Genomic DNA, 13,764 nt, shown 5'->3' with positions numbered 1-13,764 from the left:
TTGGAGTCATGATGGAACTTCGAAACAAAAAAATATCTTTAGACGATTTTATGTCCGAACGCTTTCAAGTGTTAAAGACTTGGCACACCGGCAAAGATGTTGAAAATTTTGAGGATGGCGTGAAGTATCAGCAGACCATCCCTGAAGCAAAAAACTTCGCCAGAGCGCTGTTTGACGCTGATCGCGACGGGATCACGTTGAGCCAGCCTCGTGCTGGGGTCGCATTAATTGAAGAACATATTGAACTGCTAAGAACGCTGCAAAAAGACTGCGATCTGTTGCCGACCACTATTGATGCTTATACCCGTCTTAATCGTTACGAAGAAGCCGCTGTGGGTATCCAAAAATCCGTTGAAGCCGGTACATCAAAGCTCAATGGGTTACCGGTGGTCAATCACGGGGTAAAAGCCTGTCGCCGCATCACGGAAACCTTATCTAAACCACTGCAAATTCGCCACGGAACACCCGATGCGCGTCTGCTAGCCGAGATAGCCATGGCGAGTGGATTCACCAGTTACGAAGGTGGCGGAATCTCGTACAACATTCCTTATGCAAAACGCGTGACGCTAGAAAAATCCATCCGGGATTGGCAGTACTGCGACCGTTTGATTGGTGTCTATGAAGAACATGGTATTCGCATCAATCGCGAGCCATTTGGCCCGTTGACTGGCACTTTGATTCCACCGTTTGTGTCACATGCCGTCGCTATTATTGAGGGTTTGTTGGCACTGGAACAAGGAGTGAAGTCAGTCACTGTCGGCTACGGTCAGGTCGGTAATGTGGTGCAAGACATTGCCGCCATCCGTTCTTTACGTGAACTCGCTGATGAATACTTTCATGCTAATGGCTACGAAAACTATGAGCTAAGTACCGTATTCCATCAATGGATGGGGGGGTTCCCAGAAGATGAATCCCGTGCATTTGCGGTTATCTCATGGGGGGCCGCCGTCGCGGGCATGGCCGGCGCGACTAAGGTCATTACTAAAAGCCCACATGAAGCTTATGGCATCCCAACGGCCGAAGCGAATGGTCAAGGACTCAGGGCATCGAACCAAATGCTCAACATGGTTCGTGACCAAAAATTCCCACCTTGCGTTGAAGTTGACCGCGAAATTGCATTGATCAAACGCGAAGTTCGCGCAGTTATGGACAAAGTATTGGAACTGGGGCAAGGCGATATTGCCATCGGCACTGTCCGTGCATTTGAAGCTGGCGTTCTTGACGTACCTTTTGCGCCAGCCACCTGTAACTCCGGCAAAATGATGCCAATTCGTGATAACCACGGTGCCATCCGAGTGTTTGATCCCGGTTCCGTTCCTTTGCCGAAAGATGTTCTCGCACTGCACCATGATTTTGTCGCAGAGCGCGCTAAAGAAGAGGGACGAACCCCCTCATTCCAAATGATCATTGACGATATTAACGCCGTATCCCACAGCAAATTAATTGGAAGACCATAATGAAAATCAAACATGTATTGTTCACTGCCGGTAATTCATCTTTCTATTTCGATGACCAACAGGCAATAAAAAACGGCGCCAAGCTGGATGGTTTTATCTATCAAGGCACACCTGTCACTGATGGTTTTACCTCTATTCGTCAAGCTGGCGAATGCGTCAACATCCAATTAATGTTAGAAAACGGCGCCGTTGCCGTAGGTGACTGCGCGGCAGTACAGTACTCAGGTGCCGGTGGCCGTGATCCTTTATTTATCGCCGCTAATTTCGTTCCTTTCTTGGAAAAACATATCAAGCCCCTGCTAGAAGGGCGTGATATCAGTGAGTTTCGCCTAAATGCCCGCTTCTTTGATGAAGTAACCATTGAGGGTAAACCACTGCACACCGCTATTCGTTATGGGCTTTCCCAAGCATTGTTGGATGCAACTGCATTGGCAACGGGCCGCTTAAAAGCCGAAGTCATATGTGACGAATGGCACCTGCCACTTGTGGCGCAACCAATTCCGCTGTTTGGGCAAAGCGGTGATGACCGTTATATCGCTGTCGATAAAATGATTCTTAAAGGCGTGGATGTTCTGCCGCATGGCCTTATCAACAATGTTGATGAAAAACTGGGCCGCAATGGGGAAAAACTGCGCGATTACGTCAGTTGGTTGGCAAAACGCGTTACTGATTTGCGGACTAATTCCGATTATAAACCTAACTTACATATTGATGTTTACGGCACGATTGGTTTGATTTTCGATATGGATCCAATGCGGTGTGCGGAATATATCGCCAGTTTACAAGAACAAGCTGGTGAGCTGGATCTGTATATCGAAGGGCCGGTTGATGCCGGCAATAAGCCGGACCAAATCCGATTATTGACTGAAATTACCCGTAACCTAGAAAAACTGGGGTCTTCCGTCAAAATCGTAGCCGACGAATGGTGTAATACCTATCAAGATATTATCGACTTTACTGATGCCGGGAGTTGTCACATGGTGCAGATCAAAACCCCGGATCTGGGCAGTATCCACAACATCGTTGACGCTGTGCTCTATTGCAATAAAAAAGGAATGGAGGCCTATCAGGGCGGGACATGTAACGAAACCGATATCAGCGCCCGCACCTGCGTGCATGTTGCTATCGCCTCTCGCCCAATGCGCATGCTAATTAAGCCGGGAATGGGCTTCGATGAAGGCATGAACATTGTGTTTAACGAGATGACACGTACCATCGCGCAACTGAAAGCAAAGGCAAATTAATATGTCTAAAACCTTTAAGATCCTCTCGCCTACAGCCATTTTGGGATATGGATTTCCAGAAGAGAGTTTTATGAAAGCGATGGAGGAGTCTCCCGATTTAATCGCGGTAGACGCGGGTTCCTCCGATCCTGGCCCTCACTATTTGGGTTCTGGTAAGCCGTTTACTGATCGTGCCGGGGTAAAACGGGATCTCCGTTATATGATAACTGCAGGTGTGAATAACGGAATTCCTGTCGTTATCGGCACGGCGGGAGGTTCAGGTGCCGCGCCACATTTAGAATGGTGTCGCCAGATAATTTTAGAAATTGCTCAAGAGGAATCACTAAACTTTACCTTGGCGGTGATCCCTGCCGACGTGAGTAAAGAAGTGGTCCATGCCGCTCTTGATGCAGGTAAAATTCGGTCGCTGGATTTTGTCCCTGAACTCACCCATGAAGCTATTGATGCAACAACTTATATCGTGGCACAAATGGGGGTTGAGCCTTTTCAGGAAGCGCTGCTTGCTGGGGCACAAGTGGTATTAGGTGGCCGGGCTTATGATCCCGCATGCTTTGCCGCCTTACCTATCATAAAAGGGTTCGATGAAGGTCTGGCGCTGCATTGTGGCAAGATTTTAGAGTGCGCCGCGATTGCTGCAACACCGGGATCGGGTTCTGACTGTGCCATGGGGATTCTGGATGAATCCGGCTTTACGTTGAAAACCTTCAATGATAAACGCCAATTTACTGAAACCTCCGCGGCCGCACATACATTGTATGAAAAATCAGATCCTTACTTCTTACCCGGCCCCGGAGGGATATTAAATCTGTCCGCTTGCCAGTTCAAAGATATGGGGAAAGGGCAAGTTCGCGTCAGCGGATCAGTGCATGAAAGTACCCCCTACACGGTGAAGTTAGAAGGTGCCCGGCCGGTAGGCTATCGTACTATCAGTATTGCCGGTACCCGAGATGCCATAATGATCGCGGATATCGAGAATATTTTGTGCGAAGTCCGCAAAAGCGTAGAGAAAAACCTGAGTATCGCGCCTGATACCGTGCAACTCAATTTCCACCTGTACGGGAAAAATGGCGTGATGGGAAAAATGGAACCCGAGCCTAATACCACCGCTTATGAATTGGGTATTTTGCTCGATGTCGTCGCCCCCTCTCAAGCCATGGCTGATAGCATTTGCTCACTCGCTCGTTCGACGTTACTTCACTATGGCTATATCGGGCGGATTGCAACTGCCGGTAATTTGGCTTTCCCATTCTCACCATCAGATATTCGAGCGGGTCTGGTTTATGAATTTTCCATTTACCACTTAATGGAATATACACCGGAGGTTGCATTTAAATTCGAGCTGGAGAATGTGACAGCAGAAGGAGTGATGGCATGAATATATCAATCATCGAGCTGGCTCATGTCGTCAGATCAAAAAATGCTGGGCCATATGAATTAGTGCTGGATATTTTATTTAAGAATAAAAGTATCTATTCCAGCATTAAAGATTCTGGGCAATTTCAAAAGGAGATAATCGCAAAAATATATAATGTCGAGCCAAAATTCGTCTCTCGTATTATTTGGTTCGACCCAGCGAATGCAGTCAAAATCGTGATGCCACGCCACCTTGTATCTGGTGCCGTGGGTGATACGGATGTTTATGGTGCTCAGCAACATGCGCCTTTATTAAAACTCGAGTTCGATATTTAGTCTTCTTAGCGTTAACAGTAAAACACAAACATCCGAATAGCCGGTGCATTGTGATGCCTGATGCACCGTTTCCTTATAGAAATAAAATACAACATCGGTGCCACTATTCAATATTTTATAAAAACGATACCACCCTACTTATAAATGGAATCATTATGAAATCAAAAAATTTGACCACAATGATCATCTTGGGTCTGATAATAGGTATTATTGTTGGGTTTTTAATAAATTCCTTTAGCAGCCCTAACTTTGCCAAATCATACGCATCTGAAATATCGATTTTTACCGATATTTTCCTGCGTTTGATCAAGATGATTATTGCGCCATTAATTATCTCAACCTTAGTGGTTGGGATTGCAAAAATGGGTGACGCCAAAACATTAGGGCGTGTTTTCTCAAAAACATTGTTCCTGTTTATTTGCGCAGCATTCATTTCAATTCTGCTGGGCTTAGTTGTCGTTAACATCTTGAGGCCAGGTGATGGAATCAACTTTGTGGCGGCTACCGCAAGCGCGGTTGATGGTATTGAACCTGTTCCATTCTCCGCAAAAGTATTTATATCGCATGCTATTCCCACCAGTATTATTGATGCGATGGCGCGAAATGAAATCCTGCAAATCGTTGTATTCTCTATTTTTATGGGGATTAGCCTTTCAGCCATTGGTGAAAAAGCGCAACCCATTGTTTCGGTGCTGGAATCACTGGCACATCTGATGTTGAAGTTGACCGGTTATGTCATGCTATTTGCCCCACTGACCGTATTTGCCGCTATCTCAGCGATGATCTCTGAACGTGGTATGGGTGTATTGGTCAGTGCCGGTATATTTATGGGTGAGTTCTATTTCACTCTCGGACTATTGTGGTTGATTCTGATTGGCTGTTCAATTGTGCTAATTGGCCGTTGTACCCTGCGGTTAATAAAAGGTATCAGCGAACCTGCACTGTTGGCTTTTACCACGTCAAGTTCTGAAGCAGCCTTCCCCGGTACGTTGGAGAAACTGGAGGAATTTGGTGTATCTAACAAAATTTCCAGTTTTGTTCTTCCTATTGGTTATTCCTTCAATCTGGTCGGTTCGATGGCATATTGCTCATTTGCCGTCATCTTTATCGCTCAGGCATGTAATATACATCTGAGCATGGGTGAACAAATCACTATGCTATTAATCCTGATGTTGACGTCTAAAGGTATGGCGGGTGTTCCTCGCGCATCATTAGTGGTTATTGCCGCAACTCTTAGCCAATTTAACATTCCAGAAGCGGGCTTGATTCTGTTAATGGGTGTCGATCCTTTCTTAGATATGGGTCGTTCTGCCACTAACGTGATGAGTAATGCGATTGGTGCGGCATTGGTTGGGCGTTGGGAGGGGGAACATTATGGAGATGGCTGCCGTGGTACGCCCAAAAGTTACACAGAGGTGCAGACCGACGATATCGAGACAGAAACTCTTCTTGCTCAAGAGGCTTTCACTCTCGAAGCGCCAGTAAAATAACAGCGAGTATATATTGACATCACTCTAGAAATACAAAAAACCCGAGTTTCAGTCAGCTTGGGTTTTTTCGTTTTCTGGTTACGTTGAGGTACTTTGAGCCGAATGGGATGACTCGCCCTTCGGGTCAACGCTGGCGCGTTGCTGTCTCGCATCCTCGGCTCGAACCTGAACGCAGGGTCTCACCCACACGAACTGGGTAGTCTGTGATTTCTGAGTTTGGGGGATGTGCTGAGGTACTTGATATAATGGTGGGTCGTGCGGGATGACTCGTCCTACGGACTCGCCCTTCGGGTCAACGCTGGCGCGTTGCTGTCTCGCATCCTCGGCTCGAACCTGAACGCAGGGTCTCACCCACACGAACTGGGTAGTCTGTGATTTCTGAGTTTGGGGGATGTGCTGAGGTACTTGATATAATGGTGGGTCGTGCGGGATGACTCGTCCTACGGACTCGCCCTTCGGGTCAACGCTGGCGCGTTGCTGTCTCGCATCCTCGGCTCGAACCTGAACGCAGGGTCTCACCCACACGAACTGGGTAGTCTGTGATTTCTGAGTTTGGGGGATGTGCTGAGGTACTTGATATAATGGTGGGTCGTGCGGGATTCGAACCTGCGACCAATTGATTAAAAGTCAACTGCTCTACCAACTGAGCTAACGACCCATTATATAATCTGAGAGTAAGAGAAGTGGTGGGCGATACCAGATTCGAACTGATGACCCCCTCCGTGTAAAGGAGATGCTCTACCAACTGAGCTAATCGCCCACTTCTACTACTTTTAATGCTTTAAAATCAATGAGTGATGAGTGGTGGGCGATACCAGATTCGAACTGATGACCCCCTCCGTGTAAAGGAGATGCTCTACCAACTGAGCTAATCGCCCTCATCTATCTCATTTTACTGCGTAATTCTTACTGCAAAACACGTCGAGTTTGGTGGGCGATACCAGATTCGAACTGATGACCCCCTCCGTGTAAAGGAGATGCTCTACCAACTGAGCTAATCGCCCCGCCGTGTTGTTGGAGTCGCATTATAGGGATAGTTCGAAGTGAGTCAACGGTTTTTAAAACGAAAACAATCGTTCGCCGCAAATTTAAACAGGATGCGATATTTATCGCCGCTGCGGACGTTTCTTTAGCCGTATCTGCCAGTAATCATCAATTGCATGCCGGTAACATCGTTGAGGAATTACCACAGGGTGGTAGAATGTCGCCTACTTTTTCGAATTTCGAGCAACTGCCAGCGTCCGCTGGCTGGCGTCGCGTAATAAGGCATCGATCCCAATGAAAATTAAAACCCGCTTTGCACCCAGTCCTACCGGCTATCTTCACGTAGGTGGCGCACGTACCGCGCTTTATTCCTGGTTATTCACCCGTCATTTAGGCGGCGAATTTGTTTTGCGCATCGAAGACACTGATCTCGAGCGTTCAACTCAGGAAGCTATCGACGCCATTATGGACGGTATGAACTGGCTGAATTTGGATTGGGATGAAGGTCCGTATTTCCAAACCAAACGCTTTGACCGCTACAATGCCGTCATTGACCAAATGTTGGAGAACGGCACGGCTTATCGATGCTATTGCTCTAAAGAGCGTCTGGATGAACTGCGCGAAACCCAAATGGCGAATGGCGAAAAACCGCGTTACGATGGCCGCTGCCGCGATAGCCAATGTACTCATGGTGCCGATGAACCTTCAGTGGTGCGTTTTCGTAACCCGCAGGAAGGCTCCGTTATTTTCGATGATAAAATCCGTGGGCCAATTGAATTCAGCAACCAAGAGTTGGATGATTTAATTATTCGCCGTACCGATGGATCGCCAACCTATAACTTCTGTGTGGTCATTGATGACTGGGATATGGAAATTACCCATGTTATCCGCGGTGAAGATCATATCAATAATACCCCTCGCCAGATTAATATTCTGAAAGCATTAGGTGCACCAGTCCCTGAATATGCACACGTCTCAATGATTCTCGGTGATGACGGCAAGAAATTGTCTAAACGCCACGGTGCAGTCGGCGTCATGCAATACCGCGATGACGGCTACCTGCCAGAAGCATTGCTGAACTATCTGGTACGTTTAGGTTGGTCCCATGGTGATCAGGAAATTTTCTCTGTCGCCGAAATGACAGAGCTATTCACCCTTGATGCTGTCAGCAAATCAGCCAGTGCGTTCAATACTGAAAAACTACAATGGCTGAATCATCACTACATCAATAGTCTGCCACCTGAACATGTCGCCGTTCATCTGTCATGGCAGGTTGAACAGTTGGGCATTGATACTCGCAATGGCCCTGAGCTGGCTGAGATTGTTAAACTACTGGGCGAGCGCTGCAAGACACTGAAAGAAATGGCCGAGTCATGCCGTTACTTTTATGAAGAATTTGATGAGTTTGATGCAGACGCAGCGAAAAAACATCTGCGTCCGGTTGCGCGTCAACCGCTTGAAGCGGTCAAAGCTAAACTGGCTGCCATCACTGAATGGACTACTGAGAACGTCCACAACGCCATTCAGGGCACCGCTGATGAGTTAGGTGTAGGTATGGGCAAAGTTGGCATGCCGTTGCGTGTTGCTGTCACTGGCGCAGGCCAATCACCGGGTATGGATGTCACTGTCCATGCCATTGGTCAAGCTCGCTCTCTGGCGCGCATTGACAAGGCACTCGCTTTTATTAGCGAACGCGAAGCCCAGCAATAAATTTGGATTTTTTATACTTAAGGTGGCTTGAATAAGCCACCTTTTTTTATGTTTGAACATAACCAACTGAAGTATTTATCATGCTGTTTGCTCACTGATTTGGCGGCTTTTTCAGCGCTTAACGCGAGAAATTGAATTAGCCGTTGACACTTTTTCAGTGGTTTCATATCATGCGCCCCGTTCACACAATTTATTATGTGCACATTGGGGCTATAGCTCAGCTGGGAGAGCGCTTGCATGGCATGCAAGAGGTCGACGGTTCGATCCCGTCTAGCTCCACCAAACTTTCGGGTTTGATGGCATAGAGATAAATCAGTACGAACAACCACATTTGTGGGGCTATAGCTCAGCTGGGAGAGCGCTTGCATGGCATGCAAGAGGTCGACGGTTCGATCCCGTCTAGCTCCACCACCATTTAAAAAACCGGCTTAGGCCGGTTTTTTGCTTTTCAGTGATGCCATATTCACTCTCCAATTTATCCTTTTCTACTGCTATCCTGTTGACTCTCCGGCGCATTGATTACAGAGGGAAAAGATAATGGACCAGCAGCAACAAATCATCCAATGGCTACGTGCTGACCCCTATCGGATGCGTGCATTGTCTATTGCTCATGAACTAGGACTACATCAGTGGTGTCTAGCGGCAGGATTTGTCCGTAATCTTGTGTGGGATAAACTTCATGGCTACTCTTCACCCACGCCACTCAATGACATTGATTTAGTCTATTTTGATGAAGAAGATGCCAGCGAGCAGCGTGACTTACAGCTAGAAGAACAGTTGCTTCAAACGCCGCCTTTTCAGGGTACATCATTCCCCTGGTCAGTAAAAAACCAAGCCAGGATGCACCTCTATACTGGCCGCTGGCCCTATACCAGCACAGAAGATGCCATCAGCTTTTGGGTGGAAGTCGAAACCGCCATTGGTGCCAAACTAAACAGCAAAGGCGATATTGAATTGATTGCTCCACTCGGTCTGGATGCTTTATTTGCCAGAACTATCACGCTTAACCCCAAAAATGGTGAAATTGATACGTACAATCAAAGGGTCAATAGCAAAGGTTGGTTGCAGCATTGGCCGCAATTACGTTTGGTTGTTTAACTGCGCTAACCTCTGGTTTTATGCTTAAAAAAACAGCATAGTGGTAACCAAGTGATAAGCAAGTGATAAGATTGCGTAAAACCCCCCTTAAACGTTAAGGCTAATCTTCCTCTCACCGATAGTTATTATTCCACCCACGTTTTTCTAAGGAATAATAATGTCGAATACCATCTCTACAGCATCCGTTTCTGTCAGCAGCGGTAGCTCTTCTTCAGATAGCAGCGCGGCGGCACAGATTAAATCTCTGAACCAAGAGATCCAAAAACTGACCGAGAAATTAAGTACCTTAAAAGATTCTGGTTTAACTGCTGATGAACTACAAAAACAGCAGCAACAAATTCAGAGTCAAATTGCCGCGCTACAGGCTCAAATCGCACGTATTGAGGCTAAAGAGGCCGAAAAAACCAAAGAGGGTGATAATAATACCGTGAGTGCGAACGCACCGACCGGTGATGGAGTAAACCGCCCTTCTGCACAGAACCAGATTGACGTTTATATCTAATGGCGTTTGTACCCTACAAAACTAGGGCGATGAACGGAGTAACGCCCATCGCCCTATTTTAGTCGACCGAATTACCCCTGCTTGAGGGGTTTAACCAAACCATCCAGCCCTTCAATCTTAATTGCCAGCGTCATCTCCATGAGCATCCCCAACTTTCCTTGTGGAAACTCGCCTTTGCGGGCAAACCAAAGCAGGTACTCTTCAGGCAGGTCGATTAATACCCGCCCTTGATATTTTCCGAAGGGCATCCGAGTATTGGCTATCTCAACCAGATTCTCTTTTTCCATGTTCCACGCGCCCTCTATTCACCTAATAAACGGATCATTTCCGCTTCATCGATGACTGTAATTCCAAGTTCTTGTGCTTTCGCTAATTTTGAACCTGCTGCTTCACCGGCTATCACCAGATCGGTTTTTTTAGAAACACTGCCACTGACTTTAGCCCCCAGTGCCGTCAGGCGATCTTTAGCTTCGTCACGCGAAAGGATCGTGAGTGACCCCGTCAACACCACGGTTTTTCCCGCAAACGGACTGTCGATCTCTTCAGCAATAATTTGTTGTGGCTCGGGCCAGCTAATGACTTTTTCGAGCGCTTCGATCACTTTTTGATTGTGCTCTTCACTCAGGAAGTTGATAACGTGCTTTGCCACGACTTCACCGACATCAGGTACACTTTTTAAAGCATCGATATCTGCCGCGCGAAGATTATCCAAATAACGGAAATGAGCGGCTAAATTGGCCGCAGTTGCTTCTCCGACTTCACGAATACCCAAAGCATAGAGGAAGCGTGCAAATGTGGTCTGTTTCGCCTTCTCTAGCGCCGCAATCAGATTTTGCGCAGACTTTGGTCCCATACGGTCAAGACCCGTTAATTTGCCAGCAGTTAATGTAAATAGGTCAGCCGGGTTTTCGACATACTGTTTTTCCACCAATTGTTCGATAATCTTGTCGCCCATTCCCTCCACATCTAACGCCCGACGTGAAACGAAGTGTTTCAGCGCTTCTTTACGCTGCGCAGCACAGAATAAACCGCCAGTACAGCGGGCAACGGCTTCTCCCTCAACTCGCTCAATATCAGAGCCACATACTGGGCAATGGTCAGGGAAAGTGATCTCTTTGGCATCCTGTGGGCGCTGCTCCATCACCACACCCACCACTTGTGGAATCACATCACCAGCACGGCGGACAATCACAGTATCGCCGATGCGCAGACCCAGTCGCTCAATTTCATCGGCATTATGCAGCGTCGCATTACTGACAATCACCCCCGCAACTTGTACCGGTTCTAGACGTGCAACCGGAGTGATAGCCCCAGTACGGCCCACCTGAAACTCCACTTCACGAACTTGGGTTATCTGCTCTTGTGCTGGGAATTTAAATGCAGTTGCCCAGCGAGGTGCTCGCGCCACGAAGCCTAATTGCTCTTGCAGATCGAGGGAGTCAACCTTGATAACCACGCCATCGATGTCAAAACCCAAATCAGCACGGTCTTGTTCAATCTGACGATAAAAAGCAATCACCTGGTCACTACCCGTACACAATTTAACCCGATCACTGACCGGCAACCCCCAGGCTTTAAATTGCATCAGCCGTTGAATATGACTGCGCGGCAGCTCACCGCCATCCAATAACCCCACACCGTAACAGAAGAAAGTTAATGGACGTTTGGCCGTGATTCGTGGATCAAGCTGGCGCAAAGAGCCCGCAGCCGCATTACGCGGGTTGGCAAAAATTTTGCCCCCTTTGCGCCGCGCCTCTTCGTTCAGTTGTTCAAACCCAGCCTGCGGCATGAAAACCTCGCCACGGACCTCAACTCGGCGTGGAATATTATCGCCACGTAGGCGCAGTGGAATCGCTCGGATGGTGCGCACATTCGCGGTAATATTCTCACCAGTGGTGCCATCGCCACGGGTGGCCGCTCTCACCAGCTCGCCCTCTTCATACAATAAACTGACCGCCAAGCCATCGAGTTTTAGTTCACAACAAAATGTCAGCGGTTCTGCCGTTTTCAGCCGATCATGCACCCTTTTATCAAAAGCCAAATAGCTTTCTTCGTCGAAGACGTTATCAAGAGATAACATCGGAACTTCGTGCTTAACCTGCTCAAAGGCATCAAGAGGGGCTGCGCCAACTCGTTGCGTCGGTGAATCGTTGGTAATAAGTTCAGGATGTTGTGCTTCCAGATCGCGTAATTGCTGCATTAAGCGGTCGTATTCAGCATCAGGGATCTCAGGCGCATCCAAAACATGATATTGATGTTCGTGATGGCGCAATGAAGTTCTTAGTTGATTAATTTGCTGAATTATCGATTCCATGGCTCACCATCAAAGATAAAAAACCCCCGGCATGCGGGGGTTCGGGTTAATTCGATTCATTGCGAGGTTACGTTATCAGGCGCTTGCGTTCGCATCCAACACTTCACGAATGCGGGCCTTATACGTTTCCAATTTTTGCGGGGTCATCATGCGGCGTTCATCATCCAGCACCACACCGCCAACATCATCTGCAATACGCTGGGCTGATTGTAGCATTAGCTTGAAGTTCTGATTAGCATCACCATAAGACGGCACCATCATAAACATTGACACACCCGGCGTTGAGAAATCAGACATGGTATCAGGGTCAAAAGAACCTGGTTTTACCATATTCGCCAGACTGAACAGCACTGGGCCACTGCCTGCAGGGCTAAGGTGGCGATGGAAAATGCCCATCTCACCGAACTGGAAACCAGACTGAAGAACACTCTGTAGCAGCAACTCGCCACCGAGAGCACCACCATGATGAGCGGCAACATGCAGCACCAAAACAGTCTCTTTCAGTTTTTGTGGTTTAACCTCTGGAGCAGGAGCTACCGGCTCTGGTTGTGACTCCACATGCTGTGGTGCCACTTGAGATACGGGTTCCGCCGCATGCTGCGGTTCTGCGTGTCGCGGTTGCGAATAAGACTCCTCAACCGAGCCAAACAAAGGGTCACGCTGGGATTCATGCGGTGGTTGCTCAGCAGAGAGTCCACCCAATAATGGGTCGTCATAATCTGTCTGCACAGAAGCAAAAGGTTTTTGACGTGGTTCCGCCTTAACCTGCACCGGTTGGGTTTCAATATGCTGAATGACCGGCATGTCTTCATCGTCATCATCAATATGATTAAATGAAGGCTTCTCCTGTGGGTGAGCTGTGCGGACGCGCACTTCTCCAACCCCTTCATCGAGATTCTCGATCGGGGTTTCAACACGTTCTTGTTTCGGACGTTTAACTGGGCGATCGCGAAAAAGTGATGAGCGTTCTTTACGGCTGGTCCATAAACCATGCAATAACAACGCTATTATGGCGATCGCGCCAACAACGATTAATATCAGACGCAAATCCTGCATCATTACTATCTCTGTTGTTCCAATACATTGCCACCGCGGCAAACATTCACCCTTTAACTCTATTTCCCAACGAACACAAGTGCAAGTCCGTGCTCAATTTTCTTCGAAGAAAGATGATTATGCTAGATGTTTCGCTTATTTTTTGAACAATATGTGACTATGCAGTGGGAAATCATACCGATATGATACGTAGGTCAATAAGCTAACAGAGAACTCAACG

At 47.6% G+C, this 13,764-nt stretch carries 11 protein-coding genes, 6 tRNA genes and 3 other RNA genes; 10 read left to right on the top strand and 10 right to left on the bottom strand.

What is annotated here, in order from left to right; translation table 11 throughout:
• Positions 1–11: 11 nt before the first annotated feature.
• From ACIOG0_RS06200 to ACIOG0_RS06180, 5 genes are all read left to right on the top strand, one after another.
• The gene (locus ACIOG0_RS06200) at positions 12–1,457 is read left to right on the top strand and encodes a methylaspartate mutase subunit E (RefSeq protein ID WP_050101454.1); all 1,446 of its coding nucleotides are present in this window, start codon (positions 12–14) and stop codon (positions 1,455–1,457) included.
• The gene (locus ACIOG0_RS06195) at positions 1,457–2,701 is read left to right on the top strand and encodes a methylaspartate ammonia-lyase (protein WP_050101453.1); all 1,245 of its coding nucleotides are present in this window, start codon (positions 1,457–1,459) and stop codon (positions 2,699–2,701) included. Before ACIOG0_RS06200 ends, ACIOG0_RS06195 begins: the two co-directional genes overlap by 1 nt.
• 1 nt (position 2,702) lies before the next feature.
• Positions 2,703–4,076 (top strand): acyclic terpene utilization AtuA family protein, encoded by a 1,374-nt coding sequence (locus ACIOG0_RS06190; RefSeq protein ID WP_050140705.1) that lies wholly within the window; start codon positions 2,703–2,705, stop codon positions 4,074–4,076.
• Positions 4,073–4,390: a DUF4387 domain-containing protein gene (locus tag ACIOG0_RS06185; RefSeq protein WP_050101451.1), complete on the top strand. Its 318-nt coding sequence runs from the start codon at positions 4,073–4,075 to the stop codon at positions 4,388–4,390. Before ACIOG0_RS06190 ends, ACIOG0_RS06185 begins: the two co-directional genes overlap by 4 nt.
• 155 nt (positions 4,391–4,545) lie before the next feature.
• Positions 4,546–5,880, top strand: a complete 1,335-nt coding sequence (locus ACIOG0_RS06180) for a dicarboxylate/amino acid:cation symporter (protein ID WP_050140703.1) — start codon at positions 4,546–4,548, stop codon at positions 5,878–5,880.
• A 91-nt stretch (positions 5,881–5,971) separates the two neighbouring features.
• Here ACIOG0_RS06180 and ACIOG0_RS06175 read toward each other — a convergent pair.
• The 7 genes from ACIOG0_RS06175 to ACIOG0_RS06145 form a co-directional block, all read right to left on the bottom strand.
• Positions 5,972–6,083, bottom strand: a non-coding RNA gene (locus ACIOG0_RS06175) — RtT sRNA.
• Positions 6,084–6,126: 43 nt separating this feature from the next.
• Positions 6,127–6,251: non-coding RNA, RtT sRNA (locus tag ACIOG0_RS06170), on the bottom strand.
• Positions 6,252–6,294: 43 nt separating this feature from the next.
• A non-coding RNA gene (locus ACIOG0_RS06165) (RtT sRNA) lies at positions 6,295–6,419 on the bottom strand.
• A gap of 43 nt (positions 6,420–6,462) precedes the next feature.
• A tRNA-Lys gene (locus tag ACIOG0_RS06160) sits at positions 6,463–6,538 on the bottom strand.
• Positions 6,539–6,564: 26 nt separating this feature from the next.
• Positions 6,565–6,640, bottom strand: a tRNA-Val gene (locus ACIOG0_RS06155).
• A 42-nt stretch (positions 6,641–6,682) separates the two neighbouring features.
• A tRNA-Val gene (locus ACIOG0_RS06150) sits at positions 6,683–6,758 on the bottom strand.
• Between the two features lie 50 nt (positions 6,759–6,808).
• A tRNA-Val gene (locus tag ACIOG0_RS06145) sits at positions 6,809–6,884 on the bottom strand.
• Positions 6,885–7,158: 274 nt separating this feature from the next.
• Between ACIOG0_RS06145 and gltX the strand changes: the two genes are divergently transcribed.
• The 5 genes from gltX to ACIOG0_RS06120 all read left to right on the top strand — a co-directional run bounded on the left by gltX (position 7,159) and on the right by ACIOG0_RS06120 (position 10,174).
• Positions 7,159–8,574: a glutamate--tRNA ligase gene (gene gltX, locus ACIOG0_RS06140; protein ID WP_050101841.1), complete on the top strand. Its 1,416-nt coding sequence runs from the start codon at positions 7,159–7,161 to the stop codon at positions 8,572–8,574.
• 206 nt (positions 8,575–8,780) lie between these two features.
• A tRNA-Ala gene (locus ACIOG0_RS06135) sits at positions 8,781–8,856 on the top strand.
• Positions 8,857–8,909: 53 nt separating this feature from the next.
• Positions 8,910–8,985: transfer RNA gene (locus ACIOG0_RS06130), tRNA-Ala, on the top strand.
• 126 nt (positions 8,986–9,111) lie between these two features.
• A complete protein-coding gene (locus ACIOG0_RS06125) occupies positions 9,112–9,672 on the top strand; it encodes a nucleotidyltransferase family protein (protein ID WP_050101839.1) in 561 nt (186 codons plus the stop codon).
• 157 nt (positions 9,673–9,829) lie between these two features.
• Positions 9,830–10,174 (top strand): FlxA-like family protein, encoded by a 345-nt coding sequence (locus tag ACIOG0_RS06120; protein ID WP_050140701.1) that lies wholly within the window; start codon positions 9,830–9,832, stop codon positions 10,172–10,174.
• A gap of 71 nt (positions 10,175–10,245) precedes the next feature.
• On the opposite strand, the gene ACIOG0_RS06115 is transcribed toward ACIOG0_RS06120, so the two are convergent.
• The 3 genes from ACIOG0_RS06115 to zipA form a co-directional block, all read right to left on the bottom strand.
• Positions 10,246–10,461, bottom strand: a complete 216-nt coding sequence (locus ACIOG0_RS06115; protein WP_050101836.1) for a DUF3820 family protein — start codon at positions 10,459–10,461, stop codon at positions 10,246–10,248.
• 14 nt (positions 10,462–10,475) lie between these two features.
• Positions 10,476–12,488 carry an NAD-dependent DNA ligase LigA gene (ligA, locus tag ACIOG0_RS06110; RefSeq protein ID WP_050140700.1) on the bottom strand — a complete coding sequence of 671 codons (2,013 nt, stop codon included), beginning with the start codon at positions 12,486–12,488 and terminating at the stop codon, positions 10,476–10,478.
• A gap of 75 nt (positions 12,489–12,563) precedes the next feature.
• Positions 12,564–13,547: a cell division protein ZipA gene (gene zipA, locus ACIOG0_RS06105; RefSeq protein ID WP_050101832.1), complete on the bottom strand. Its 984-nt coding sequence runs from the start codon at positions 13,545–13,547 to the stop codon at positions 12,564–12,566.
• Between the last annotated feature and the right edge of the window lie 217 nt (positions 13,548–13,764).

Origin of the sequence: Yersinia vastinensis, from assembly GCF_044905075.1 — a bacterium.
Lineage (GTDB): Bacteria > Pseudomonadota > Gammaproteobacteria > Enterobacterales > Enterobacteriaceae > Yersinia > Yersinia vastinensis.
The sequence above is the reverse complement of the archived record's forward strand: the minus strand, read 5'-3'. Positions and strand labels throughout refer to the sequence as shown.

Bases quoted from the DNA above. Each gene is read 5' to 3' on its own strand.
- ACIOG0_RS06200 (WP_050101454.1), top strand. From the start codon at position 12: ATGGAACTTCGAAACAAAAAAATATCTTTAGACGATTTTATGTCCGAA.
- ACIOG0_RS06195 (WP_050101453.1), top strand. From the start codon at position 1,457: ATGAAAATCAAACATGTATTGTTCACTGCCGGTAATTCATCTTTCTAT.
- ACIOG0_RS06190 (WP_050140705.1), top strand. From the start codon at position 2,703: ATGTCTAAAACCTTTAAGATCCTCTCGCCTACAGCCATTTTGGGATAT.
- ACIOG0_RS06185 (WP_050101451.1), top strand. From the start codon at position 4,073: ATGAATATATCAATCATCGAGCTGGCTCATGTCGTCAGATCAAAAAAT.
- ACIOG0_RS06180 (WP_050140703.1), top strand. From the start codon at position 4,546: ATGAAATCAAAAAATTTGACCACAATGATCATCTTGGGTCTGATAATA.
- gltX (WP_050101841.1), top strand. From the start codon at position 7,159: ATGAAAATTAAAACCCGCTTTGCACCCAGTCCTACCGGCTATCTTCAC.
- ACIOG0_RS06125 (WP_050101839.1), top strand. From the start codon at position 9,112: ATGGACCAGCAGCAACAAATCATCCAATGGCTACGTGCTGACCCCTAT.
- ACIOG0_RS06120 (WP_050140701.1), top strand. From the start codon at position 9,830: ATGTCGAATACCATCTCTACAGCATCCGTTTCTGTCAGCAGCGGTAGC.
- ACIOG0_RS06115 (WP_050101836.1), bottom strand. From the start codon at position 10,461: ATGGAAAAAGAGAATCTGGTTGAGATAGCCAATACTCGGATGCCCTTC.
- ligA (WP_050140700.1), bottom strand. From the start codon at position 12,488: ATGGAATCGATAATTCAGCAAATTAATCAACTAAGAACTTCATTGCGC.
- zipA (WP_050101832.1), bottom strand. From the start codon at position 13,547: ATGATGCAGGATTTGCGTCTGATATTAATCGTTGTTGGCGCGATCGCC.